We start from the raw sequence: 23,719 nt of genomic DNA on the forward strand, positions 1-23,719 counted from the left end.
AATTATTTTGGTTAATTGTTGTAAAGCATATTATTAATAATACATAAGGTAATTTTATGAATAGTAAATAAAGGACTTTTACTTACTATTTAAAAATCACCTTTTATTTTATCTATAAATAATTCTAACTGTTATCGGCCAATTGGTTTGCGGGAGGAATGTTGTTCACCATGATACCTTCTTGCTCCGTAAGCTCATCTTTATTGCCCTCAGTACGTGCAATCACGGCAGTTGCAATACTATTTCCAATCACATTGGTTGCCGTACGGCCCATATCTAAAAACTGATCAATCGCTAAAATTAATAGAATACCGGCTTCAGGAAGCTTGAACATAGCCAGTGTGGAGGCAATCACCACAATGGATGCTCGTGAAACACCTGCAATCCCTTTACTCGTAATCATGAGGGTAAAGAGTATGAGTGCTTGCTGGGAAAAACTTAAATCAATGTTGTAGGCTTGTGCAATAAATAACACGGCAAATGCCATATACATCATCGATCCGTCGAGGTTGAAAGAATAACCTAAAGGGAGCACGAAACTAGTAATACGTTTAGGAACACCGAATTTATCCAAAGCTTCCATGGTTTTCGGATAAGCCGATTCGCTACTTGCGGTCGCAAATGCCAACATGGTGGGTTCACGCACGATTCGCATCAATCTAAAAATATCTTTTTTCAAGAAGATATAGCCGAAAGCAATCAGGAGAGTCCAAAGCACCAGTAATCCTACATAGAACTGTCCAATGAAAATACTATAATCGATAATCAGCTTAGGGCCTTGAATGGTAATCGCGGAAGCAATGGCTGCAAAAACGGCGATAGGGGCAAATGCCATGACATAATCTGTAATTCGGAACATCACCTTACAGAGTTCATCAATAATTTTGCCAATGACGGTCACTTCACTATGATGTTGAACATAGGCCAGTGCAGAACCAAAGAAAATTGAGAAAACCAAAATCTGTAATATCTCATTATTGGCCATGGCTTCAGCAAAACTACGCGGGAAAATATGCGTAATGAACGTTTCTAAGCTCAGACTTGTCGCACTGACACCAATATCAACCGCTGTTTGAGGGACGGTGAGATTCATTCCAGCGCCAGGTTGGAATAAATTGGCTAAGCCCATGCCCAGTAAAAGTGAAATAAATGATGCACCAATGAACCAACTCATGGCTTTTAAGGTAATTGATCCCAGCGATGAGGATTTTCCCATTGAGACAAGACCAGAAACGATTGTTGCAAAAACTAAGGGTGCAATAATCATTTTAATTAATCTTAAGAATACATCGGTCACTATTTTAAAATAGGCGGCAAGTTCTGTGGTTTGTGCAGTCGTTAACGTGCTATGAAAAGCCCAACCAATCAGTATTCCAGAGATCATGGCAATCAGAATATATTTCAGTAATTTCTTCTGCTTCATACTTATCGTTCCTTCTTTAATCTTCTTTTCATCAACTTTTGGCCTGATGTAGCAAGGCATTGATGACATTCCATGTTGATCAATTTATATAGGCATTGCTTTAGATATTGAGTGCTAAATCGTCGATTGGGGATTTAACTGTGGCAAGTGTTACTTTTTTTTAAAAAAAACGACAATGCAATTTTTAATTCAGTTATGCAAAAAATGCATGAGATGATTCTTTAGTTTTACTTGATATAGATGAGCTGTTCTTAATATAAAGACCGAATGTTTGTTTTTTTAATTCTGATTGGTGATAGGAAAGATACTAAATTTCCTGACTCTGTGAGGAAGAGCCAAGGTCTGAAAGCGAAACCAAAGTTAATGAATACACGAACTCAAAACTAAGCTTTCGCCCATCATTTTCACACGGACAAAAACCATTGAATTGACAGGTTTATCTAATCTTTTAATAATCATCTCATGATTTTAAGTTACTGATATAAATAGATAATTAAAATATAGAGGTAGCGTGTTGATGGCGTTGATTTAGCAATATCATGACTTTTCACAGCTCACGTACGAGGGCTTGATGTTTTCATTCTTTCCTTTCGTACATCCACAAAAAATTATCCACGCACAATTCATTGTTAAAGCGACAGAATTTACAAACATGAATTTAGTTCACTTTGGTGTGAGATTAAATCATTTTTATTCATGTGATCATTCAGGTATAAATTAAACCACGCTCTTAACGATAGATCATATTCATCGTTGCTTCTTAGCCTGATGCTCAGAAAAATATGAGAAGGCTGGAAAGACGATTTGCTAGAAAGATCCAAAAAGAAAATTGGACCCTCTAGAAAGAGCATGAAAGAAATTCAGTTTTATCGCAGAAATATAGGGTAACAGATCGCCATGAGTACAGAGTTTGCATGTTCAATTAAACGCATTCGTTTTGATGAAAACTATCAACCAGCAGATAACACACGTCTAACGACGAACTTTGCTAACTTGGCGCGTGGTGAAAGCCGTGAGCAGAACCTACGTAATACACTTCGTATGATCAATAATCGTTTCAATGCCTTAGCACAAACAGATAACCCGAATGGTGATCGTTATTCGCTTGAAATCGATATTATTTCTGCAAATTTAGACATTGAGGGGAATGGTCAAACTTTCCCAATTATTGAAATGCTGAAAAGCACAATTAATGATCATCATAACCATCAACGTATTGAAGGCATGATTGGCAATAGCTTCTCGTCTTATGTACGTGACTACGATTTTAGCGTGGTGCTGAAAGAACATAATAAAGAGAATTCGACGTCGTATGCACCTGAAGGTTTTGGTGATCTACATGGCAAACTGTATCAATACTTGGTGAACTCAGAGACTTTTAAAGCAGAGTTTAATCAACAGCCTGTGATTTGTTTGAGTGTTTCAACGGCGAAGAAGTACCACCGTACTGCCAATGAGCATCCTGTTTTAGGCGTTGAGTATAAACAAGATGAATATTCACGTACCGATGAGTATTTCCATAAAATGGGCTTACGGGTTCGCTTCTTTATGCCAAAAGGGAGCGCTGCGCCTTTAGCATTCTATTTTGCGGGTGATTTACTGCGTGATTACACCGATCTTGAATTGATCAGTGCGATTAGCACCATGGAAACCTTCCAAAAGATTTATCGCCCTGAAATTTACAATGCAAATTCATCAGCAGCTCAAGTCTATCAAGCCAGCTTAGAGTATCCAGATTACTCATTAACACAAATTGTCTATGACCGTGTTGAACGTGGTCAGCTCGCGGTCAAGCAAGGTAAATGGACGGAAGAGAACTTTATTAAGCCTTATCAAGACATCCTTGAACAATGGGCTGCGAATTATACCGTAAACAGCAACGCTGCTTAATTTAACTGAAATAGAATATTGAAATAGAGATTTAAAATGGCCATTTTATTACCAACATCAACTGCGGGCAGTTTACCGAAACCTTCTTGGCTTGCTGAGCCTGAAAAACTTTGGTCACCTTGGAAACTCGAAGGTGAGGCATTACTCGAAGCGAAACAAGATGCCTTACGTTTGTCATTGCAAGAACAACTCCATGCAGGTATTGATATCGTTAGTGATGGCGAACAAACCCGCCAACATTTTGTGACGACGTTTATTGAACATCTGGATGGCGTTGATTTTGAGAAACGCGAAACGGTTCGTATCCGTAATCGTTATGATGCGAGTGTACCTTCAGTGGTAGGTGCTGTAAGCCGTCAAAAACCAGTATTTGTAGAAGATGCTAAGTTTTTACGTAGCCAAACAAATCAGCCGATCAAGTGGGCGCTTCCTGGTCCAATGACTATGATTGATACGCTGTATGATGGTCACTATAAAAGCCGTGAAAAACTGGCTTGGGAATTTGCCAAAATTTTGAATCAAGAAGCACGTGAGTTAGAAGCTGCTGGCGTGGATATCATTCAGTTCGATGAACCTGCATTTAATGTGTTCTTTGATGAAGTAAATGACTGGGGTGTTGCAACGCTTGAACGAGCACTTGAAGGTCTGAAATGTGAAACTGCTGTACATATTTGCTATGGCTATGGCATCAAAGCCAATACCGATTGGAAAAAGACCTTGGGTTCAGAGTGGCGTCAATACGAAGAAGCTTTTCCTAAACTGCAACAATCTAAAGTTGATATCATCTCACTTGAATGTCAAAACTCGCGTGTGCCGATGGATCTGATCGAGCTGATTCGCGGTAAAAAAGTCATGGTGGGTGCGATTGATGTCGCAACCAACACCGTTGAAACACCTGAAGAAGTTGCGAATACACTACGTAAAGCACTTCAGTTTGTCGATGCAGATAAGCTTTATCCATCGACCAACTGTGGCATGGCCCCTTTAGCACGTGAAGTCGCACGTGGTAAGCTGAATGCGTTAAGCGCAGGTGCAGAAATTATTCGTAAAGAACTTTCGGCTTCATACGCAGCAAGCGCGTGATGTGAGAGGGCTACCTGTTTGATAAAATAGGTAGCTTTTATCTGAGTCAAAGCATGTGTCCGTTCTACTGAGGAATAAAATGATGATTGAAGCAACAGACTTTAGAGATGCAATGTCTTTGTTAACCAGTGCAGTGAGTGTCGTAACTACGGCAGGCATGGCTGATCGTCATGGATTCACAGCATCTGCCGTATGCAGTGTGACGGATACACCACCGACATTATTGGTCTGTATGAATAAAGCATCGCGTTCACATGCACATTTTGTCGATAATAAAATCCTCACTGTGAATGTGTTAGGTGCACAACATCAGCATATTTCGAATGTCTTTGCATCTAAAATGACGTCTGAAGAGCGTTTCAAACATGGTGTTTGGACAGAGCTAGAAACTGGCGCACCTGTTTTAAAGGATGCTTTGGTCAATTTTGATTGTGAAATTGATGACATTCAAGAGGTGGGAACACATACGGTTTTTATGTGCCGTATTGTCGCGATTCAACAAAGCCAGCATGAGCAAAGTTTAGTTTATTTTAATCGTGCTTATCATCAGGTAGGCCAGACCGAAACGGCTTAAATTCACTTTTTATTGAACATCAAGACTCTGAAATGGCTTCCCAAATCATAGATTTTCCACTGCTTGACTCTAGATTTGACTGTATTAGCTCGATTTGAAAAATCGAAAGGTTTTCATTTAGGTCACAAGATGGTGAAAATCGGGCAACAGTGTCGGGAAATAATAAATCTAAAAATCCGATAAAAATAATAAAAACTTACTGTTTTACCAATTTTTGGTTTGTGCGTATTCTTGCTTCATCACTTAAGCACTCTCACAAATCTTTTGAGGACGAATACATGAGTTTAATCAATACTGAAGTTAAGGCGTTTAATGCAACTGCTTACCAAAATGGTGAATTCATTGAGTTATCTGAGCAACACTTAAAAGGCAAATGGTCTGTTGTATTTTTTTATCCTGCTGATTTCACCTTTGTGTGTCCAACAGAATTGGGCGACTTAGCCGATCACTATGCTGAGTTTAAAAAACTCGGTGTGGAAATTTACGGCGTATCGACCGATACCCACTTTACCCATAAAGCATGGCACGACACTTCAGATGTGATTGGTAAAATTCAGTATCCCTTGATTGGCGATCCAACTTGGACTTTGTCTAAAAACTTTGATGTGCTGATTGAAACAGAAGGTCTAGCAGACCGTGGTACTTTTGTGATTGATCCTGAAGGTAAAATCCAAATTATTGAAATTAATGCCGGCGGTATTGGTCGCGATGCGTCTGAACTATTACGCAAAGTGAAAGCAGCACAATATGTGCATGCGCACCCAGGCGAAGTATGTCCTGCAAAATGGAAAGAAGGTGAAGCAACGCTTGCGCCGTCAATCGACTTGGTTGGTAAAATCTAAGTCAACCTCGATGGTTGCATTGTGCTAAGTCATGAGCATGATACCTGTAAAAAATCAGCCCAAGTGGCTGATTTTTTTATGCAAGGTTCTTTTAGCTTTTACAGATGGTAACCCTTGCTGGTGCTGGCAAAGTCTCTTAAACCCTGAATCAAATGCTCAATCAGTTTTTCCATGACCAAACGTTGTCCTTTACGTGAAGCATAGACCAACTGTACGGTTCCAATATTGGAACACCAGTCGGGCAAAATGTGAATCAGGCGACCTGAAGCAATATCTGCCTCTACCGTTAAGTAAGGCAGGTTGGCAATGCCGAGTCCATCTAGAGCCGAATAATACACACCTGCGACATCATTACTTTTGACCCGTGGTTCTAAAGGAATCACGATCTGTTCATCACTCTGGGTATGATGCAATATCCATTGATAATCGGACTTTTGTACCCCCAGTGCGAGCGTCGGAAAGTCATTCAGCTCGGTGGCAAATTGAATTTCACGGCCTTGTAGCAGATCAGGACTGGCCACCAAACAATGCGTGGTTTTGACCACATCACGGACCACAATACTCGAGTCTTCATTGGCACTAAAATTGGTCCGAATGGCAAGATCAATGTCATCATGCAAGACATCGACACGACGGCTGGTCAGCTCCATTTCCACTTGGACTTTGGGATATTGTTTTAAAAAATGATTGAGTAAACTTCGTACTTGATAGCGCATCATCGCAGAAGGGCAGCTGATCTTGATTAAACCTTGCGGTTCACTTTTCTGTTTCAGTAAAACATTGTGTGCACTTTCGACTTGCTGAATGATTTGACGACATTCTTCAAACAGCTCTTGTCCCAAAGGTGTGACTTTAAAATGTCGTGTTGAACGCTGAATCAGGGTCACGTTGTACTTGGCTTCAAGGTCTAAAATACGGCGACTAAGCTTAGACTTGGTGATGTTCGAGGCATCACTTGCTGCACTGAAACCGCCGTGTTTGACCACAAGATAAAAATAATAATAGTCGTCAAATGAATGCATGATGGGTTCAAGCCTGTATTGATTTGTGACCGAAGGCAGTCTGTGATGGATGATCTGATACTGTATCATCGCTAACGATTGCGCACGACAAAAAAGCGATCCGAAGATCGCTTTTGCTCAGGTTGAATTATTTCTGCGCTGTATTTTTGCTATAGCTTTGAATCAGGTTTTTATAGTCTGGAATATGCGCTGCAAAGAGTGAACCGAGGCCTTCAATATCATTACGCCAGTCGCGGTGTAATTCGCAAGCTGCACCAAACCATGACATTAGCTGTGCGCCTGCCTGAGACATGCGATCCCATGCTGCATCACGGGTGATGGGGTTAAAGGTTCCCGATGCATCAGTAATCACAAAGACATCAAACTCTTCTTCCAGTGCCGACAGTGCAGGGAAGGCCACACAGACTTCAGTTACTACACCCGCAATAATCAATTGTTTTTTACCTGTGGCTTTTACGGCTTGAACAAAGTCTTCATTGTCCCATGCATTGATTTGCCCTGGGCGTGCAATATAGGGTGCATCGGGGAACATTTCGACCAACTCAGGGACCAAAGGACCGTTTGGACCCTCTTCAAAACTGGTGGTCAGAATGGTGGGAAGATTAAAATATTTCGCGGCAGCAGCCAGTGCGAGTACGTTATTTTTAAATTTGTCAGGGTCAATGTCACGGACCAGTGAAAGTAGACCCGCTTGGTGGTCAACCAAAAGAACCGCTGCATTATCTTTATCTAAACGAATATAAGGTTTCGCCATTTTTCTGTTCTCGTTGTGATTATCAGTCGAGTCTCAGGGCAATCAGTAAGAAGGTTAGTGCCTTGAGCTTGAACATCATCATAGGTAGGAAAATGAGACAATAAAATAAGCCAAACGAGATGCTTAATCTTAAAAATAGGAAAATTTGAGCAAAAATATGCCATAAAGATAAAGAAAGGCTTTGTTTTTAAATTGGTTTTTATGTGGGTGATACGATTTTAACGAGATTGTCCTATTCGTGTGATTGTGTGTACTAGCGCAGTGCTATAAGACGGCTGAGGAAAGGGGTAGTATAGATTGCATATTCATCCTATCGATATAGGAGTTCCAAGATGAAAAAAGTAATTGGTGTTTATCGTAATCAAGACATGCATTGGGTTGGTGATGGTTTTCCTGTCAAAAACCTCTTTTCATATGACCGCTTAGGACAAGCGATTAGCCCGTTTCTACTTTTGGACTATGCAGCACCTTACAAATTTGATCCAACCACATCGCAACGTGGTGTGGGTTCACACCCGCATCGTGGTTTTGAAACGGTTACCATCGCCTATAGTGGTGAAGTGACGCACAAAGACTCTAGCGGCGGCGGTGGTACCATCAATACTGGCGATGTACAGTGGATGACTGCGGGTTCAGGTGTGGTACATGAAGAGTTTCATTCTCCTGCCTTTGCTGAGCATGGTGGTTTGTTTGAAATGGTGCAACTTTGGGTGAATTTGCCAGCCAAAGACAAAATGACCACACCGCGTTATCAAGCCTTGACCGTGGCGGATATCCCGCGCATCGAAATGGATGACAATGCTGGACATCTACGTGTGATTGCGGGTGAGTTTGGTGGTCATCATGGCCCTGCTCAAACGTATAGTCCCGTCAATGTTTGGGATGGTGAATTAAAAGCAGAGTATGAAACTTTTATCCATGTGCCCGTCACGCATAACACGATTGTGGTGGTACTCAGTGGTGAAGTGCTGATTAATGGCACGCAAAAAGTGGTGGATAGTTCCATTGTGATGTTTGCTCAAGATGGCGAAGCTGCAATTCAACTACAAGCGCTGCAAGACACTAAGTTCTTGGTGTTGACTGGTGAACCACTAAATGAGCCAATTCAAGGTTATGGTCCATTTGTGATGAATAGCAAAGCGGAAATTGTGCAAGCTTTTGATGATTTTAATCGTGGCAAGTTTGGTGAAATCCCTGTTGCTGTGGTGGACTAAAATCTTGTCGCTAAAAAGAAGAAATCCCTACTCGGTCAAGGGTAGGGATTTTTTAGGCGCTGTAGTCTTCTTGTTTTGCATAGTTGGTCATGAATTATTATGTGATGTAATTATCTTTTTTATGCGAGGCGTATATTAGCGCTTTTTCGCTGTTTTGTAAAACAGATGTTATAAAAATAGTTAATTTATATACTTTGTTTTTAAAGGGTTTATATTTTTATTTAAAATAAAATTCATAAAAAACCTGTGTTTATTTAAGTGGCTTTTTAGTGTAATGAAATGTAATTTAAGCAAATATCGTTCTACTGGTGCGGCACATGAAAAAATGTGATTCTGGTATTTTTTAATAGCCCTATTTTTTCGACATTGGGTCATAATTTCAGTCAATATAAGTCAGACTGACGGATCATAATTTTGGATATTGCAGTTATTGGTAGCGGCATGGCCGGTCTTGCTACCGCAAGAATTCTAAAGGATGCTGGGCATAATATTACTATTTTCGAAGCACTGACTGGGCGAGGGATGGATAGCCACAGTACAGAGTTTGAAGGTGGTCTGATTGATGCTCCGTTACGTGTCATGAACCCACACTTATGGAAAAACACCTTAAGTCTTGCGACTTATTTAGGCATCAAAACGTATCCAGTACGCACTTACATGGCATGTAGTTGGTTGTTTGAAGACCGTACAGAAACATGGTTAACCACTACCCGTAGCCGCATTGGCAATTTCCCGATTATCAATAACCGTAAAGGCCTACAGCAGTATGGATGGCGCTTGGTTAAAGGTATGTTGCAGCTTAAAACCGCGATTGCTAAATTCTTCAAATCTAAAGATCAAGACATTACCTTGGCTGAATTTATCAACCAGCATGACATTGAAGAAGTGTTTTGGCATGGCGCAGTCATGCCTGTGCTTTACACCATCTGTACCTGTAATCCAAAAACCATCGGCGAATGGCCAGCGAAACCGCTGCTGATCTTTTTACGTCAGTTGACGGATGGCGATGCTTTATTGCGTATACAAGGTGGAACACCTGCCTTAGTCGATAAATTGATTGAAAACATCAATATCCAAAGCGGATCTGCTATTAGCAAAGTCACTGAACAAGGTGACAAAGTTTTGGTTGAAAATAATAAGGGCGAACAGCAATTGTTTGACCGTGTGGTGGTGGCAACGCCAACCACAAAAATTGAAGAGTTTTTAGATCCTGTTCAGTTTGCAGATGATATTGCGCTGTTAAAGCAGTTCCGTTTTGAGCAAGGTCAGCTGGTGATCCATACTGATCCTTCCGTGATGCCGCCTAAGCGTAAAGACTGGTCAGTGCTGAGCTATATGATGGACCGTAAGTTTACCCGTCAACAGTTCACGGTTTGGCTTAATTCAGTCGAACCAAGTTTGGTCGGTAAAAACGCTGTGTTCCAAACGTGGCAGCCTGTGACCGAGATTGACCCGAAAAAAGTGATTTCAACTGTAACTTTGACCCGTGCGGTGGTGGACTCGCAAACGGTGGCTTTGAATAAAGAGTTACAACAACGCCATAAAAGTGCTAACCGAAAAGTCTTCTTCTGTGGTTCATGGTCGTGCGATGGTCTGCCTATTTTAGAGTCTGCCGTAACTTCAGCAATGCATATTGCAGAAATTTTCGGTGCACCATTGCCGTTTGTTGGATTAAAACCTAAAGTTGAGGTTGCCCCACAACTCGGCTACTAAAGCATGAAATGGCTCCAAACCTTACAGCGACATCTGCCCAAACATAAATATGCAATTGATGCAAAACAATTGGGAGATCACGCTGTATTGGCTTGGAGCAATCTTGGCTATTGGGATGATGCAAGGTTATCCTATCCTGAGGCTTGCCAAACACTAGCCATACACCTTGCTGATCGATTACAGCTAAAATCAAATGACCGTGTTCTAGACTTGGGCTGTGGACAGGGTGCGAGTCTATTGCTGTGGCAGCAGCATTACCATGTTCAGCAACTTTGTGCGGTTGAGTTACAAGCCGAATGTGTTCAGCACATACAACACACTTTAAATTCAAAGATACACATCATTCAAACGTCATTTTTAAATTTAAATTCAAAGCTATTTTCAGCACCTTTTAATGTGGTGTTGTGCCTCGATGCCGCTTATCACAGTGATGTAAATTCATTTCTAAGATCAACCCATTCTGTTTTAAATTCAAAAGGGCGCATCGGTTTTCACTATCTGATGTTGAGTGATGCATTTTTGAATTTAAATCGTTTTGAGAAGCTTCAACTGAAAATGCTGTTAAAAGCAGCCGATGTTCATTTGGAACATCTTCAGTTAGAGACGAATTTAAAGCATTCGATAGAAGCACAAGGCTATCAGCAGGTTGCTATTGAAGATTTATCAGATGCAGTTTTGGCGGGGTTTTCTCGTTATTATCATGTGCATTTAGTCCAACAGGCCGCTCAAAATTTGGATTATTTCAAAATTAAAATGACGGCTAAGCTTTGCCAAAAATTATTTGAACAGGGCATTGTGCGCTATGTTCAAATTACAGCAGTTAAAGACATTTAAAATGAAATAAAAAACCAAAAGGCCAGAAACAACAAAGCCTCACTAAAAAGCGAGGCTAAGTATAAAATGGTGCCGGCACACGGATTCGAACTGTGGACCTACTGATTACAAGTCAGTTGCTCTACCAACTGAGCTATGCCGGCAACGTGGTGAGAATAATAGCGGATTTTCTTGAAAACGCAAGCCAAAAAGTGAGCGATTGAAATGCACATGATTTTTTGTGCAAACTTCACCCACCTAAGGGTGGGTGAAAGCTAAGAATAAAATTCGGGGGCTGTGATGAAACTGTTTTTAAATAGGGTTAAATGAAAACATGGAACTTATTTGCTCCTTAAAATTTGATCGAGGTCTTGGGCACATTCTTCCAACGTAAAAGCCATGTCGAGTTGCATTTGAGGTTTGAGTTCATTGGCCAGCGCTCTCCATTGTTCAATCAGACGAATTGCTTTTTGAATTTTATGTTTGTTGACATCCTTTGCAAGGGTTGGGGTATAACCGCCTCGTTTAGCGTTTTTAATTTGTTTGACATAATTGGTGCTGTTATTCATTCTGACTCCCGAATAGCAGTTTTATTGGTCAATTTTGTGTTTCGCTAGTTATATACCGCAAATGAATTGTGCTTCATAAACATTGCATCTAGATGATCATTGATGATTTATTTTAACCTCCCTTAGAAATTGTTTTAGCTCAAGTTTGAATCAGGTTCAAGCGTTTATTTTTGAATAAATATTTCACTTTGTGGTGCAAATTATCCTATTGGGTGAAGAGTCATTTTTATGAAGCAGACTTTGTGCCAAGTCTAAATAAGAATGTTCAGTATAAAAAAAGACCTTAATCTTTCGATTAAGGTCTTTAAAATTTTGGCGAAAGAGGGAGTCATAGTTTTAATTTAAATATATGAAATTAATATATATTTAAATTTGGTTAATCTGGTGTTACCCCCAATTATACCCCCAATAATTTTGAAAGATCCGCCATTAGAAGATTTTTTATTAACTAGGTTCCGTACGCTGAACTGCTCTAATTACATTTTCAAACGTATGATAATTATCCTCAAAATTGTTAGATAGATCGAAATACTCTGGTTTGTGAGGATAATCTCTCCATATGTCTTGAAGATATTGTTTGAAACCTAAAGCTCTTTCTAAGCGATGTTCAATATTGAGGGACTCAAGATTATTAAAAAAAGAGTGCTTTATCTCATCTTTGAAGATAGGAGTATCGAATATCATTGCATCAAGGTATGTAAATGATCCCATCCATTTTTTTAAATGATAGGCACCAATAGTGGTAATTCGGAAATTTTCAGGCATATCACCGATAAGCAGACCATTATCATCTTCATCAAATGTTATTCTCTGAGAAGTTTCTATTAATTTTCGATTAGTAGAACGTCTAATCGCATTGTGAATTTGATCAATTGTAAATCCATTATTTTGTAATTCATCCTGAATAAGTTCTAATGTGAAAAAACTGTCTCTATCTTGTTTAGAGTTATTAGAAAAAAGAAATGCTAATAGTATTGGGGTTAAAAAGTGTTCATAGATGTCAGAACTAGATACATCAAATAGATTTGTTGCGATTGAAGTATCAGCATTATAGTGGGAGTAATCACCTAAAAGCGCAGATTTTGTAAATTCATGCAATGGTACAATATATTTTTGGTTATCTGAATTCTGTTCAGTAATATTAATAATTTTCTGAGCATCAACATTTGGGCTACCAATAAAATTCACGATTAATTCAATAGCATTTCTGATATTGCCGCCTGTTATATTAGTTAAAAATTCTTTTAGATCGTTATTGATTGCTAATGACTGAATAAGTACTTTTAGAAAAATAGCTAAATTCTTAGAATTAACTTTTACATAATTTACTGTTTCTAATGGAATTTTACCTTCAGCCATGTCTAGGGCAAAAGAAAGTCTTTTTGCAATGACTAAGTCTATTCGAGGTGGTGAGATAGTAAAAACTTTATGAGGATAAGCTGACAATGCACCAGATCTTTTAGATTTAAAAAAAGTTTGTGGGCGAACGGAAACAAAAACAGTTGTGTTCCAATCTTTAGCTAATTCTTGTGAAATGATAAAAGTATCTTGTTGAATTTCATAATCACGCTGATCTGCATTATCTAGACAAATAATTATTTGTCTATTTTCAGATTTTGATCTGGTGTTAATAGCTCTTTTTAAATGAATATCTCTTTTTTGACACTGCTCTTCTATCATCTCTAAAAGTTTAGTTTCATACAAAGCAGGTTCGGATTCTTTTTTTTGTCCCCATAGACCTTTAGAGAATCTGCTTATCTCAGACGCATAAACTCCTTTTATGAAGTTATAATCATTAATATCTACGTCATATTTTTCTAAAAGCTGATTTTCAATTTCATCTAAAACAAAACTTTTTAAGTCACTGGCAAGTGCTCCACTCGAGCCTAAATCAATGTAAATATAAAAAGCTCTTTTGAACTCTTCGGAAGCACCTTGATATATGAGGTTCTTTACGAAAGAAGTTTTACCAACCCCCACATCACCTAGTAGGACAATTGGTCTACGTGACAAAGCTTCGGATAGAATTTCTGGTGAGATGTTGTTATTTCTTTTTTCTTTGACTGGAGAAATGTAAGGTGCAGTCTCCGCTTTATTAAATAGGGAAGCATAGCGTGCTTCTAATATGTTTTTGCTAAGTAAAGAATATTTAGATAATGCTCCACTTTCACAATAGCATTCTTTAAAAAATCGTTCTTCAATCTGCTCATTCTCGACAATATCCTGAAAAAATATTTCTGCCAATTGTCTAAGAGTCGTTTGTAATTCACTTCCATACCGTACAATTGGATATTGTTTTAATTTAGAAGATAATTTTGATGGGATAGCATCAAAATCGGGTTTTAAGTATTTATATATATTTTTCTCTTTTACACCATAAATTGACATTATTTGCCAAGCATCTTTAAAGTTTTTAGCGAGATGTTCAAGGCTTTTAAAAACAATAGCTTTACCATCTTTGATTGATACGCCATCCTGTCTTGAGGCTATAAAAATAATGTATTGATGCCCATTACTGATAATCCCAATAGGAGCACCGCGTTGGTTACAATAAAAAATTGCTTGATCAATAGTAGCCTCAGTATCTGGTGACATCTTAATAAGAGATGAACCGTACCGGGTTTGTCGGAGAGTCAATATTCTGAGAGACTACCCCGATGACAAAATTAAAATATACCCCTGAAATCAGAGAAAGAGCGGTTCAATTACTAATTGAATCTGAAAAAGATTATCCTTCTACTTGGGCTGCAATCACAGCAATTGCTTCTAAGATAGGTTGTACTCCTGAAACACTACGTGTTTGGTATCAAAAATATTTAGATAAACAAAATCCAGTTAAAGTACAGCAGCTTTCAGACCAAGAACGTATCAAACAACTCGAACGCGAAAATAAAGAACTGCAACGCGCCAATGAGATTCTACGTAAAGCAGCCGCTTTTTTCGCCCAGGCGGAGCTCGACCGCCCACACAAATAATGGTGGATTTTATCCATAACAATAAAGATCGATATGGTGTTGAAGCGATTTGTAGAATTTTACCGATTGCAGCTTCGACCTATTATCGGGCTTTAGATCTCGTTGATAACCCAGAACATCGAGCGAAACGTGCTCTGCATGATTTACATCATGCAGAGCAAATCAAACGTATTTGGAAAGAAAGTTCAGGTCGATATGGTGTACGTAAAGTTTGGCAAAAATTGAAACGTGAGGGTTATATTATTGCACGTTGTACAGTTGCTCGATTGATGCAAAAGCTAGGTATACAAGGTGTTTGGCGTGGTAAGAATAAACAAACCACCCGTAGCCGAGATGACCAAAAACGAGCAGATGATTTAGTGAAACGTAATTTTACTGCTGATCATCCTGACCAACTGTGGGTCAGTGACTTTACGTATATTCAAACAAATTCAGGCTGGGTCTATACCGCCTTTATTATTGATGTGTTCTCACGAGCAATTGTTGGATGGAAAGTATCTACACGGATGAATACAGATATGGTACTCGATGCACTTGAGCAAGCATTGCACGATCGAGGTATGCCAAAGAATGTGATTCATCATTCCGATAGAGGTGTTCAATATCTTTCTATTCGCTATACCAATCGTTTAGAAGCAGCAAATTTACGAGCATCAGTCGGTACGACTGGTGATTCATACGATAATGCTTTGGCTGAAACGGTGAATGGCTTATACAAAACAGAGGTGATTGAATATTTAAAAGCAGATTGGCAAGGTTTAGCAGATGTACAGCTTGCGACACTAAACTGGGTAGATTGGTTCAATAAAAAGCGTGTACACAGTGCACTGGGTTATGTATCGCCTTTTGAGTTTGAAGCAATGTACTATGATAAGATTAACCCGTTAGGTCAGGTGGCCTAACTTAAATAAAAAGTCTCCGACAAACCCGGTACGGTTCAAGATTTGATGTCAAAGATTAAAGAGTTGGAGTCATAAGCTGGTATTTCAAAAGTTTTACCTTCTCGTTTGGCTTCTAAAATAGCTATTCTAGGTTTACCTAATTCATAGTCTGTAAATTTATTTTCTTCATTTTTTTCAATTGATACTTCATCTTTGCGCCACCCTAAACATTCAAACAATATGTAATCAATAATAAAAAAACGAGTCTGGGATTCATTTTGATTAGTATGAAATTCACTTTTGTTTTTTTCTAAAAATTCAATTAATTTCGTTTCTGCTTCAGAAAAACTTAGCATAAGCCCTCTTTTTTATTAAGTTTAGTTTTAGATGGTGCTAATTATAATTAGCTTTATCTTTGTATCAACATAGAATTCAATTAAGTGGTAAAGCAAATATAAGAACCTAAAAAAATCTCCAAATTGTATAAATGGTCTGCATTGATTACTTTCAAAATTGTCTAGGACTTCGACTATTTGAGTGAAATGGGTTAAATGGCGGTGTAGTAAATGTTAAGTATTCCTACGGGTATAGATACTTAATAGAATATATAAGTTATTAGGCAGACAGATCTTCAGCAATGTGCCGTAAGCCTTATGATTTAAGGCTTACGAAAGTTTGGGTGCTATTTTGGACTGACAGTAAAATTGCGCAGTAGGTTTTGCACAGCATTTGAAATAAGTTGGTTCAGTGCTGTGTTCTTTTCGATATGTTCTGGCAAGGTTCGCTTATGACGCGACTTGTCATAGTAAATTTCCTGCTCTAGTCCAAAGGCATTAACTGAATCTTTATATTTTGCTTTCATGTCTAATGGAGCAGTTTCCTTCAATTGGGTAAAGCTTAAACCTTTGAATCCCTCGCTCAAAACTTGTCTCACATTTGGAAGCCGATTATCCATTTGAGCTAATACATTAAATTTAATGTTTTTCTCGGCACGAATGCGCCAATCAACCCGAGGTAGTAACTGCTTATTTTGGTCCGTTGTTTTTACATATAAATGCCAATATTCATCGGCATTTTTGTGATTAATCCCAATGTTATAGTCTTGATTCAATTTTCTGATCATGGCGAGAGGGGTATCAGGCATAGCTGTAAATTCACCTAATTTGCTTTTAAAGACACGGAAGTTATTTGTTGAGCTTGGCAAACGAATAGATTTAAAAAGGGCTGTAGCGAGCGCTCTGTGCTTAAATTGATAGAAGTCTATGGCTAGTTCCATTTCCATAACTTGCAAGCTATTGGCATTACAATCAAAGTGACGTAAATATTGGATACGGCGCTGTAGTTGAAGTAATGAATTCATATCATGTAGGCGAATGATGAAGCCATTTCTATGTTCGGAAATGTAGTGAGTAATTCTTGTTTTTTCAGTCAAATACTTTTTAATATCATGCCGTGTAGAGGCTTTCCCAATTTCAAAGTATAGGTCTAAAAAATCAATTTGAGCTTTAACTTTAATCTTCATGGCTTTGAAATCATAGTTATTGATATTTGAATAGATCAATGTCTCTAACTCATCTGCTGATTTCGCATTAGCTGAATAACGCTCTGTAAGTGAATGGAGAACAGAGATTAAGTTTTGTTCCGAAATGTCAGCATTAACTTCCACGAAGTTCGGCATTTCAATTGTCGTAACTGGAGCATGATCTAACTTGTCGAGAAGAGACATTTCAAATTCGATAGCTTTCATTTCCTTATAGTATTCAGCACTAAAAGGATCAACGAAATCCAAACGATTCAAGCGTTCAATTAGGTTGTGGCACTTTTGACTGATAGAGTGCTTATTCATCATTTTAATCCTCTATGAATTGTGAGAAATAAAAAACGGCTCAATGAGCCGTTTTAAGTCGCACCTTCAGTTATGGTAAGAAGGGAGTTGAATTTTTCTTAAGGTCTTCGGAAAGTTGATCCAAAGATTCGCCAAATTCCTGAGATGCTTGTGTCATTGCTTCATCAAAGATTTGATTCCCATAATGAATAAGATCCATGTATTCCTTGCATTGGAGTAATTTCTGAATTTTTGAAGAGATCTCTTGATGATTGATTTCACAATCAAATAGGGAGCAATCAGTTAAATTCATCATCGAATCCCAATTGGGATGATGACTCATGTCGTCCACAATTTGTGTGATAACGTTAGTGAGTACTTGAGTTTTAATGTCCATTTTGAACTCCTTTGTTCATTTGGTTGTATGGGGTTGTTGTGGATTTAATGAAAGCGCGAAGACTGGTCTCTGAATAGAAGATTTGCCTTCCGATTTCTTTAAATGCCAATTTGTAAACGTGCTTTGATTGCCGAATATTTCGCACAAGAAAGTTTTCCCACTGTGAAGCGGTTTTTTCTTTCAAATGTAGTGCGAGAAATTCAGATGCCTGCTTACGGTTGTAAATTTTGGGCTCTGTCATTTTTAGTGTTGAGCCTTCATCCATTCTTGGACTTCAGACATACGCCAAACAGCAATATTAGAGCCGAGTAATTTCGAGGGGGCTGGGAAGCGATTCTGTTGAATCCATCGCCATAAGGTAGATTTTGAGATTCCTAATAGTCCTCGTTGCTTGGAGTTACCAACCAAATCAATAGATCTTAGGAATTGCTCATATGTAGGATTAGGGTTGTTCATACTGCACCTTTACGACTTAAACAGCCTCATGCTGTTTATGGATGCAGTATGTGAAAAAGTGATTGGATATAGGTCTATATAGATAAATGAGTTTTCTATATAGAATGAATTTTTTTTATCCAATTTCCAGTAAAGTCTTTTTCGGGACAAGATAAGTCATTTAAATCAGCATGTGCTTTTATTGCTGCAAAGCAGACTTGCGGTTTTTGAATTGGCAATTTATTCATATGACAAAGAACGTGGATTAATTTCACTACTTGATTTCGAGTTCTGGTATGAGGAACTTCTTTTTCAGGCAATAAGATTTCATTAGTTATCAAACTGTGTTCGTTGAGTTTATTTTGAAGTTCAGCATTAAGCGCAGATTGTTCAGTTAATTGATTTTGTAATAATAGGATTGTTTTTTTTAATTCATTAAGTTCGATATTTAGGATTTCATTAAAATCTTCACTTTTAAGCAGAAGCTTTTCTTGCATAAGTCGTGTTTGTGACAAGCTTTCATAGATCGAATTTATTTCATATGAAACCTCCTTTTGGATATGAGATAAAGTTTCATCTTTATCTAAATCATTGTTAAATAAAGCAACTGGTTGATTATTGATTAATGCAATAGAGGTACTCAGCTCGTGATTAGGTGAAATTACAATACTCCGTATTGATCCGAATGGTTTCAGATATCCTTCATAATGCCTTAGTGTTTGACCCTTGATACAGCTCTCTTGTAATGTTGAATCTAAGAAGGCTATCTCCGCTATATAACCTTCAAAGTAAAAATAATAGTCTAGTTTGGAATCTTGAATAAAATCAGCTAAAGAATCTAATGAAAGATTATTTCCTCTGCATTTGCAAAATTGTGCATAAGCTTCAGATATAGAAATTGAATCCATAATTTCAACTAACTTTATGTTTAGGAAAAGGGATTACATTATTCCGCAAACTATCAATGAAATCAGACCATTCCTGCATCATCTTGATTCGATAGTCCATATGTTGAGCATGATTGTAAGCTTGAGACACAGCATTACCAACTGTATGTGCTAATTGTATTTCAATTGCATCATGCATATAGCCTTGTTCATGTAATGTTGTAGATGCAAGCCCCCGAAAGCCGTGACCAGTCATTTTTCCTGAATATCCCATAGTACGAATCGCACTTAAAAGAGCATTATTGCTGAGTGGTTTCGCCGTGCTGTGATTATAAAAAACAAAATTTTTATTACCTGTTAATGGTTTTAAGCTTTCTAACAGTGCTATAGATTGCCTTGATAAAGGAACTATGTGAGGTAGTGCCATTTTCATTTTATAAGCAGGGATGCGCCATAACTTATTTTCAAAATCAATTTCGCCCCATTCCATGTTAATCAGTTCAGCCGTTCTAACGAAAGTTAAAGTCATGAACTGTAAAGCTGTTTTAACCAAGATGTTGCCGTGATAGCGATCCATTCGTTCAAGGAAAGGAGGGAACTCCGAAATATCCAAGCGAGCCATATGCTTCACTTTACGAGGTTTTAAAGCTTCTTGAAGGTGGGGTGTTGGGTCATTCTCGATTAGCCCTTTACGAATCGCATAACGAAAAATACGCCCAGCTAGAGGGATAGAACGCTTAGCCATTTCTTGTGCGCCACGTGCTTCAATTTTCTTTGCACATGCAAGCACATCTTTGCCTTTAATCTGGTCAATAGGCATATTGCCTAGCGCAGGGAAAAGGTCTTTTTCAAATACGGATAAGTCACGTAAATAAGTGCCTTCTTTAATGACAGCCTTACGATCTTCCATCCATTCCATAGCAAGTGCTTTGAAAAGAATACTTTCATCAGCTTGTTGTTTCTTTTGCTTTTTCTCTTCATTGGGATTGATCCCATCTTTAAGCTTTAATCGTGCCTCATCTCTAGCACGGCGAGCCTGTGCAAGTGAGGTTTCAGGATATGTCCCAATACTAAAGATATTCTCTTTGCCATGAACCCGAAATTTCATTCGCCAATACATGCCACCTGAAGGTGTGACTTCTAAGTACATGCCTTTTTCATCAGAATATCGTGCTTTTTTTTCTAATGGTTTGATCTTTCTTATTTTTACATCTGTAAGCATGACAGCATGTCCTATAGTGTATTTGGGGGTATAAAAACAGGGGGTATAAATATTTACCCTCATTTATACCCCCAATAAGTAGGGTATTTCAAGGGATTGTCTGATATTGTATGAGACAACAAAAAAGGCTTAAACCCTTTAGATTTAAACCTTTTGAGACATCATGCGGCTACATGATTAGAGAATTTGGCGGTGAAAGAGGGATTCGAACCCTCGAAACGCTATAAACGTTTACACACTTTCCAGGCGTGCTCCTTCAGCCACTCGGACACTTCACCATGGCCGAGGATAATATCGAAAAACATAGCCATCGACAAGGTGAAACAATTGATTTAGAGAAAAACTTTTAGCGTGATGATATGATTCGCAAAAATACTGTCTAAATTGAAGACACCCTATGCAAAGTACTGCAAAAAAAGCCGCATTGCCCGCAATCACCTTAGCCGCCCTTGGGGTCGTGTTTGGAGATATTGGAACCAGTCCACTTTATGCACTGCGCCAATGTTTTTTAACAGCCCATCTAGCGATATCAGAAGCGTCAGTTTTAGGCATTTTGTCCCTCATTTTTTGGTGCATGATGCTAACGGTGAGTTTTAAATACGTTACGATTATTATGCGAGCAGACAATAACGGTGAGGGCGGAATTATGTCCTTACTGGCACTAAATCTGCGAACCACCTTAATTAGTGATAACAAGAAAATTTATCTTATTGCTCTGGGATTTATTGGTGCATCACTGTTTTTTGGTGATGGAATTATTACTCCTGCAATTTCGGTTCTTTCTGCAATAGAAGGTCTCAGTATTGCTACGCCTATTTTTAATCAGTGGTTAGAGCCCTTATCCATAGGAATTATCACTGGCTTATTTTTGGTACAGCGCCATGGGACAGGGACAATGGGGAAATTCTTTGGGCCATTAACCCTACTGTGGTTCTTAGCGATTGGTGCTTTAGGGCTGTGGAGTATTTTTCAGACCCCTCATGTATTATTGATGGTTAATCCGTACTGGGCATTGAGTTTTGTCTTTAATCAACCCTATGTGGCTTTTCTGACTATGGGTGCCGTGATTTTGACTATGACGGGCGGTGAAGCACTTTACGCCGATATGGGACATTTTGGTCGTCTTCCGATTCGTTTAGCTTGGTTTATTATTGTATTACCATGTTTGTTATTGAATTATGCAGGGCAAGGAGCATTGTTATTGCGTGACGCGGATGCACTCGCGAATCCTTTTTATATGCTTATTCCAGAATGGGCACTATTTCCAATGATTGGTTTGGCCACAGCAGCAGCAGTTATCGCATCTCAGGCGGTTATTACGGGCGTATTTTCTATGGTTAATCAAGCCATTCAATTACGTTATTTACCTCGTTTGGCAGTGCGACATACTTCAGAGGTAGAGCGCGGTCAGATTTATTTGCCATTTATTAATTGGGCGCTGTATATCTCTGTACTGATCTTAATTTTATTGTTTGAGAATAGTGAGAATTTGGCTAGTGCTTATGGGGTTGCTGTCACCATGACTATGTTGTGTGGCACTATTTTAATCTCTATTTTGGCCTATGGGTTGTGGCGTTGGCCAATGTGGAAAGTTGCATTATTCGCCGTGCCATTTTTGTTACTTGATACAGTTTTTGTTGCCTCGACTTCGCTTAAAATTTTATCAGGTGGATGGGTTCCAATTTTAATTGGTGCAGTGCTGTATACTATTTTAATGACATGGAAAGATGGTCGTGCATTAGTGTTGAAGCGTCTTGAAAAGGATTCATTGCCAATAGACCTATTTATTAAAAGCATTAGTATGGGTAGTGAAACTAAGTTCGTTCCAGGTGATGCAGTCTTTTTGACTGGTACACCAAATATTGTGCCACACGCAATGCTTCACAATATTAAGCACAACAAAGTCCTGCATGAACGCAACATCATGGTAACGGTTATTACACGCGATATTCCTTTTGTTCCGTCACAAGAACGCAGTAGTGTTGAAAAACTGGATGTCCGTTTTTATCGTATTACTTTGTATTATGGTTTTAAAGATCAGCCAAATATTCCGCAAGCCTTGGAAATGGCCTATGCTGAACTTGGTTTTGAATATGATCTAATGCAAATTAGTTTTTTCATCTCGCGTGAACGGATTATCAGTACTGTAGGGGATGGTATGGCGCCGTGGCGTGAAAAGCTCTTTATCTCAATGCAACGGAATACCAGTCCTGTGAGCGACTTCTATCAAATTCCAACCAATCGCGTGGTTGAGCTGGGTAGTCAGATCCAGATTTAAACTTCAATAAAAAACCAGCATATATGCTGGTTTTTTTGGAGGATAAATCAGTTGAAGTCTTAGTTCATTGGATCATTTTCAGGTGCTTCAGGCATCGCTTGGACAGGTTGTTCTGCTGAAGCGTCAGGAAGTGCTTGAGCAGGGGCATCTGGTAATGGCAGTGAATCAGGCTCAACCGCATTGACAGGTGCCTCTGCTGATGAATCTAATGGCGGTGTAGCAGCTGGGGCAGCATTCATGTCTGCATTTCCCGTGGGTGCGACAGCATCATTTAACGCCGCTTCAGCTTGTTGCGCTGAGAGTTCTGCATTTGGTGCCAGCGGATGTTGCTCTGTTGGAGTCGCAGCGACTTGTTGTTGCACTGTGGTGTCAGGTGCGGCCTGTTGAACAGGGGCTTCACTCTGTGGTGATGTTGGCATCACTGCTTGGTCATTGGGTACACCTTGGCTCGCTGGGCTGATAGGTGCTGCATTTGGATCAAGCAATTTAATTTGCCCTGAGCTTACGAGTTCTTGAATAGAACCCGGTTGACCATTAACAGTAGTCGTGACTTTGGCTTGAGAGAGACTTTCTAAGGTGTCACCCGGTTGGATAGGTGGCTCGGCGAAGGCTGAAGCACTTATCACTGTGCCGATTAAACCAAGAGAAGCTAAAATCTTAGAATGCATAAGAACTCCGTAAATTGCATGTATTATTTCGTTCGATTCATTTTTACCTTGGCATATTTTTTGAAGCGACAGCAATCAAAGATACGCAATCGCATCACGTTGTCGTAGAAAAACTCTACAAAAAAGACATTTTGTTACATGCAAAATCATCTAAATATGGCGTTTTGTTTAATTGTTATGCGAATAGAACTCGAGCGATATACTTCGTATACGCTGATTGTTAAGCTCGTGAAAAACCGATGTTTATTGTAGTT

Annotated in this window: 22 protein-coding genes, 2 tRNA genes and 1 other annotated feature; of the genes, 9 read left to right on the forward strand and 15 right to left on the reverse strand. The window is 38.9% G+C overall.

Annotation, left to right across the window (positions count from 1 at the left end; genetic code table 11):
* Nucleotides 1-124: 124 nt before the first annotated feature.
* Nucleotides 125-1,423, reverse strand: a complete 1,299-nt coding sequence (locus AC4MDD_RS01105) for a dicarboxylate/amino acid:cation symporter (protein WP_491882190.1) — start codon at nucleotides 1,421-1,423, stop codon at nucleotides 125-127.
* An 897-nt stretch (nucleotides 1,424-2,320) separates the two neighbouring features.
* Between AC4MDD_RS01105 and AC4MDD_RS01110 the strand changes: the two genes are divergently transcribed.
* The 4 genes from AC4MDD_RS01110 to ahpC all read left to right on the forward strand — a co-directional run bounded on the left by AC4MDD_RS01110 (nucleotide 2,321) and on the right by ahpC (nucleotide 5,812).
* The gene (locus tag AC4MDD_RS01110; RefSeq protein ID WP_491882191.1) at nucleotides 2,321-3,313 is read left to right on the forward strand and encodes a DUF1852 domain-containing protein; all 993 of its coding nucleotides are present in this window, start codon (nucleotides 2,321-2,323) and stop codon (nucleotides 3,311-3,313) included.
* A gap of 36 nt (nucleotides 3,314-3,349) precedes the next feature.
* Nucleotides 3,350-4,396, forward strand: coding sequence for a methionine synthase (locus tag AC4MDD_RS01115; protein ID WP_004691635.1), 1,047 nt, complete (start codon nucleotides 3,350-3,352; stop codon nucleotides 4,394-4,396).
* 82 nt (nucleotides 4,397-4,478) lie between these two features.
* A complete protein-coding gene (locus tag AC4MDD_RS01120) occupies nucleotides 4,479-4,970 on the forward strand; it encodes a flavin reductase (RefSeq protein ID WP_035326242.1) in 492 nt (163 codons plus the stop codon).
* A gap of 278 nt (nucleotides 4,971-5,248) precedes the next feature.
* Nucleotides 5,249-5,812 (forward strand): alkyl hydroperoxide reductase subunit C, encoded by a 564-nt coding sequence (gene ahpC / locus AC4MDD_RS01125; protein ID WP_491882192.1) that lies wholly within the window; start codon nucleotides 5,249-5,251, stop codon nucleotides 5,810-5,812.
* 98 nt (nucleotides 5,813-5,910) lie between these two features.
* Here ahpC and AC4MDD_RS01130 read toward each other — a convergent pair whose 3' ends face one another.
* Both AC4MDD_RS01130 and ycaC read right to left on the reverse strand, forming a co-directional pair.
* Nucleotides 5,911-6,834, reverse strand: a complete 924-nt coding sequence (locus AC4MDD_RS01130) for a LysR substrate-binding domain-containing protein (protein WP_491882193.1) — start codon at nucleotides 6,832-6,834, stop codon at nucleotides 5,911-5,913.
* A gap of 127 nt (nucleotides 6,835-6,961) precedes the next feature.
* On the reverse strand, nucleotides 6,962-7,588 hold the full coding sequence (gene ycaC / locus AC4MDD_RS01135) for an isochorismate family cysteine hydrolase YcaC (protein ID WP_004691629.1): 627 nt from the start codon (nucleotides 7,586-7,588) through the stop codon (nucleotides 6,962-6,964).
* A 332-nt stretch (nucleotides 7,589-7,920) separates the two neighbouring features.
* On the opposite strand from ycaC, the gene AC4MDD_RS01140 reads away from it, so the two are divergent.
* The 3 genes from AC4MDD_RS01140 (at nucleotide 7,921) to AC4MDD_RS01150 (ending at nucleotide 11,349) form a co-directional block, all read left to right on the forward strand.
* Nucleotides 7,921-8,802: a pirin family protein gene (locus AC4MDD_RS01140; protein WP_004978180.1), complete on the forward strand. Its 882-nt coding sequence runs from the start codon at nucleotides 7,921-7,923 to the stop codon at nucleotides 8,800-8,802.
* 414 nt (nucleotides 8,803-9,216) lie between these two features.
* Complete coding sequence (locus tag AC4MDD_RS01145; protein WP_004978178.1) at nucleotides 9,217-10,515, forward strand: FAD-dependent oxidoreductase; 1,299 nt, start codon at nucleotides 9,217-9,219, stop codon at nucleotides 10,513-10,515.
* Nucleotides 10,516-10,518: 3 nt separating this feature from the next.
* Nucleotides 10,519-11,349, forward strand: a complete 831-nt coding sequence (locus AC4MDD_RS01150; protein WP_491882194.1) for an SAM-dependent methyltransferase — start codon at nucleotides 10,519-10,521, stop codon at nucleotides 11,347-11,349.
* 67 nt (nucleotides 11,350-11,416) lie between these two features.
* On the opposite strand, the gene AC4MDD_RS01155 is transcribed toward AC4MDD_RS01150, so the two are convergent.
* The 3 genes from AC4MDD_RS01155 to AC4MDD_RS01165 form a co-directional block, all read right to left on the reverse strand.
* Nucleotides 11,417-11,492: transfer RNA gene (locus AC4MDD_RS01155), tRNA-Thr, on the reverse strand.
* Nucleotides 11,493-11,669: 177 nt separating this feature from the next.
* The gene (locus AC4MDD_RS01160; RefSeq protein WP_491882195.1) at nucleotides 11,670-11,897 is read right to left on the reverse strand and encodes a hypothetical protein; all 228 of its coding nucleotides are present in this window, start codon (nucleotides 11,895-11,897) and stop codon (nucleotides 11,670-11,672) included.
* Between the two features lie 444 nt (nucleotides 11,898-12,341).
* Entirely contained in the window at nucleotides 12,342-14,492 is a 2,151-nt protein-coding gene (locus tag AC4MDD_RS01165) for a hypothetical protein (RefSeq protein WP_491882196.1), read from the reverse strand.
* A 62-nt stretch (nucleotides 14,493-14,554) separates the two neighbouring features.
* Between AC4MDD_RS01165 and AC4MDD_RS01170 the strand changes: the two genes are divergently transcribed.
* Nucleotides 14,555-15,774, forward strand: a protein-coding gene (locus tag AC4MDD_RS01170) for an IS3 family transposase (protein WP_491882197.1) whose coding sequence is annotated in 2 segments (ribosomal slippage) — nucleotides 14,555-14,831 and nucleotides 14,831-15,774 — 1,221 coding nt in all. Because the reading frame shifts where the segments join, the coding sequence is not laid out codon by codon here.
* Nucleotides 14,830-14,946 (forward strand) — a sequence feature (AL1L pseudoknot). Its footprint overlaps the gene before it by 117 nt.
* Before the next feature lie 35 nt (nucleotides 15,775-15,809).
* Here the strand turns inward: AC4MDD_RS01170 and AC4MDD_RS01175 are convergent.
* The 8 genes from AC4MDD_RS01175 to AC4MDD_RS01210 form a co-directional block, all read right to left on the reverse strand.
* The gene (locus AC4MDD_RS01175; protein ID WP_491882198.1) at nucleotides 15,810-16,109 is read right to left on the reverse strand and encodes a hypothetical protein; all 300 of its coding nucleotides are present in this window, start codon (nucleotides 16,107-16,109) and stop codon (nucleotides 15,810-15,812) included.
* A gap of 326 nt (nucleotides 16,110-16,435) precedes the next feature.
* On the reverse strand, nucleotides 16,436-17,602 hold the full coding sequence (locus AC4MDD_RS01180) for a hypothetical protein (RefSeq protein ID WP_491882199.1): 1,167 nt from the start codon (nucleotides 17,600-17,602) through the stop codon (nucleotides 16,436-16,438).
* 67 nt (nucleotides 17,603-17,669) lie between these two features.
* Nucleotides 17,670-17,975, reverse strand: a complete 306-nt coding sequence (locus AC4MDD_RS01185; RefSeq protein WP_491882200.1) for a hypothetical protein — start codon at nucleotides 17,973-17,975, stop codon at nucleotides 17,670-17,672.
* Nucleotides 17,965-18,240 carry a hypothetical protein gene (locus AC4MDD_RS01190; RefSeq protein WP_162789669.1) on the reverse strand — a complete coding sequence of 92 codons (276 nt, stop codon included), beginning with the start codon at nucleotides 18,238-18,240 and terminating at the stop codon, nucleotides 17,965-17,967. Before AC4MDD_RS01190 ends, AC4MDD_RS01185 begins: the two co-directional genes overlap by 11 nt.
* The gene (locus AC4MDD_RS01195) at nucleotides 18,219-18,431 is read right to left on the reverse strand and encodes a helix-turn-helix transcriptional regulator (RefSeq protein WP_491882201.1); all 213 of its coding nucleotides are present in this window, start codon (nucleotides 18,429-18,431) and stop codon (nucleotides 18,219-18,221) included. The genes AC4MDD_RS01190 and AC4MDD_RS01195 overlap by 22 nt, the downstream gene beginning before the upstream one ends.
* A gap of 95 nt (nucleotides 18,432-18,526) precedes the next feature.
* On the reverse strand, nucleotides 18,527-19,318 hold the full coding sequence (locus AC4MDD_RS01200; RefSeq protein ID WP_491882202.1) for a hypothetical protein: 792 nt from the start codon (nucleotides 19,316-19,318) through the stop codon (nucleotides 18,527-18,529).
* Between the two features lie 4 nt (nucleotides 19,319-19,322).
* On the reverse strand, nucleotides 19,323-20,519 hold the full coding sequence (locus AC4MDD_RS01205; protein WP_491882203.1) for a tyrosine-type recombinase/integrase: 1,197 nt from the start codon (nucleotides 20,517-20,519) through the stop codon (nucleotides 19,323-19,325).
* Nucleotides 20,520-20,706: 187 nt separating this feature from the next.
* Nucleotides 20,707-20,797 (reverse strand) — tRNA-Ser (locus AC4MDD_RS01210).
* 119 nt (nucleotides 20,798-20,916) lie between these two features.
* On the opposite strand from AC4MDD_RS01210, the gene AC4MDD_RS01215 reads away from it, so the two are divergent.
* A complete protein-coding gene (locus tag AC4MDD_RS01215) occupies nucleotides 20,917-22,797 on the forward strand; it encodes a potassium transporter Kup (protein ID WP_005401570.1) in 1,881 nt (626 codons plus the stop codon).
* A 59-nt stretch (nucleotides 22,798-22,856) separates the two neighbouring features.
* Here the strand turns inward: AC4MDD_RS01215 and AC4MDD_RS01220 are convergent, their stop codons facing one another.
* Nucleotides 22,857-23,465 carry a hypothetical protein gene (locus AC4MDD_RS01220; RefSeq protein ID WP_473338340.1) on the reverse strand — a complete coding sequence of 203 codons (609 nt, stop codon included), beginning with the start codon at nucleotides 23,463-23,465 and terminating at the stop codon, nucleotides 22,857-22,859.
* Between the last annotated feature and the right edge of the window lie 254 nt (nucleotides 23,466-23,719).

Source organism: Acinetobacter sp. CAU_H_29a_1 (assembly GCF_058599505.1).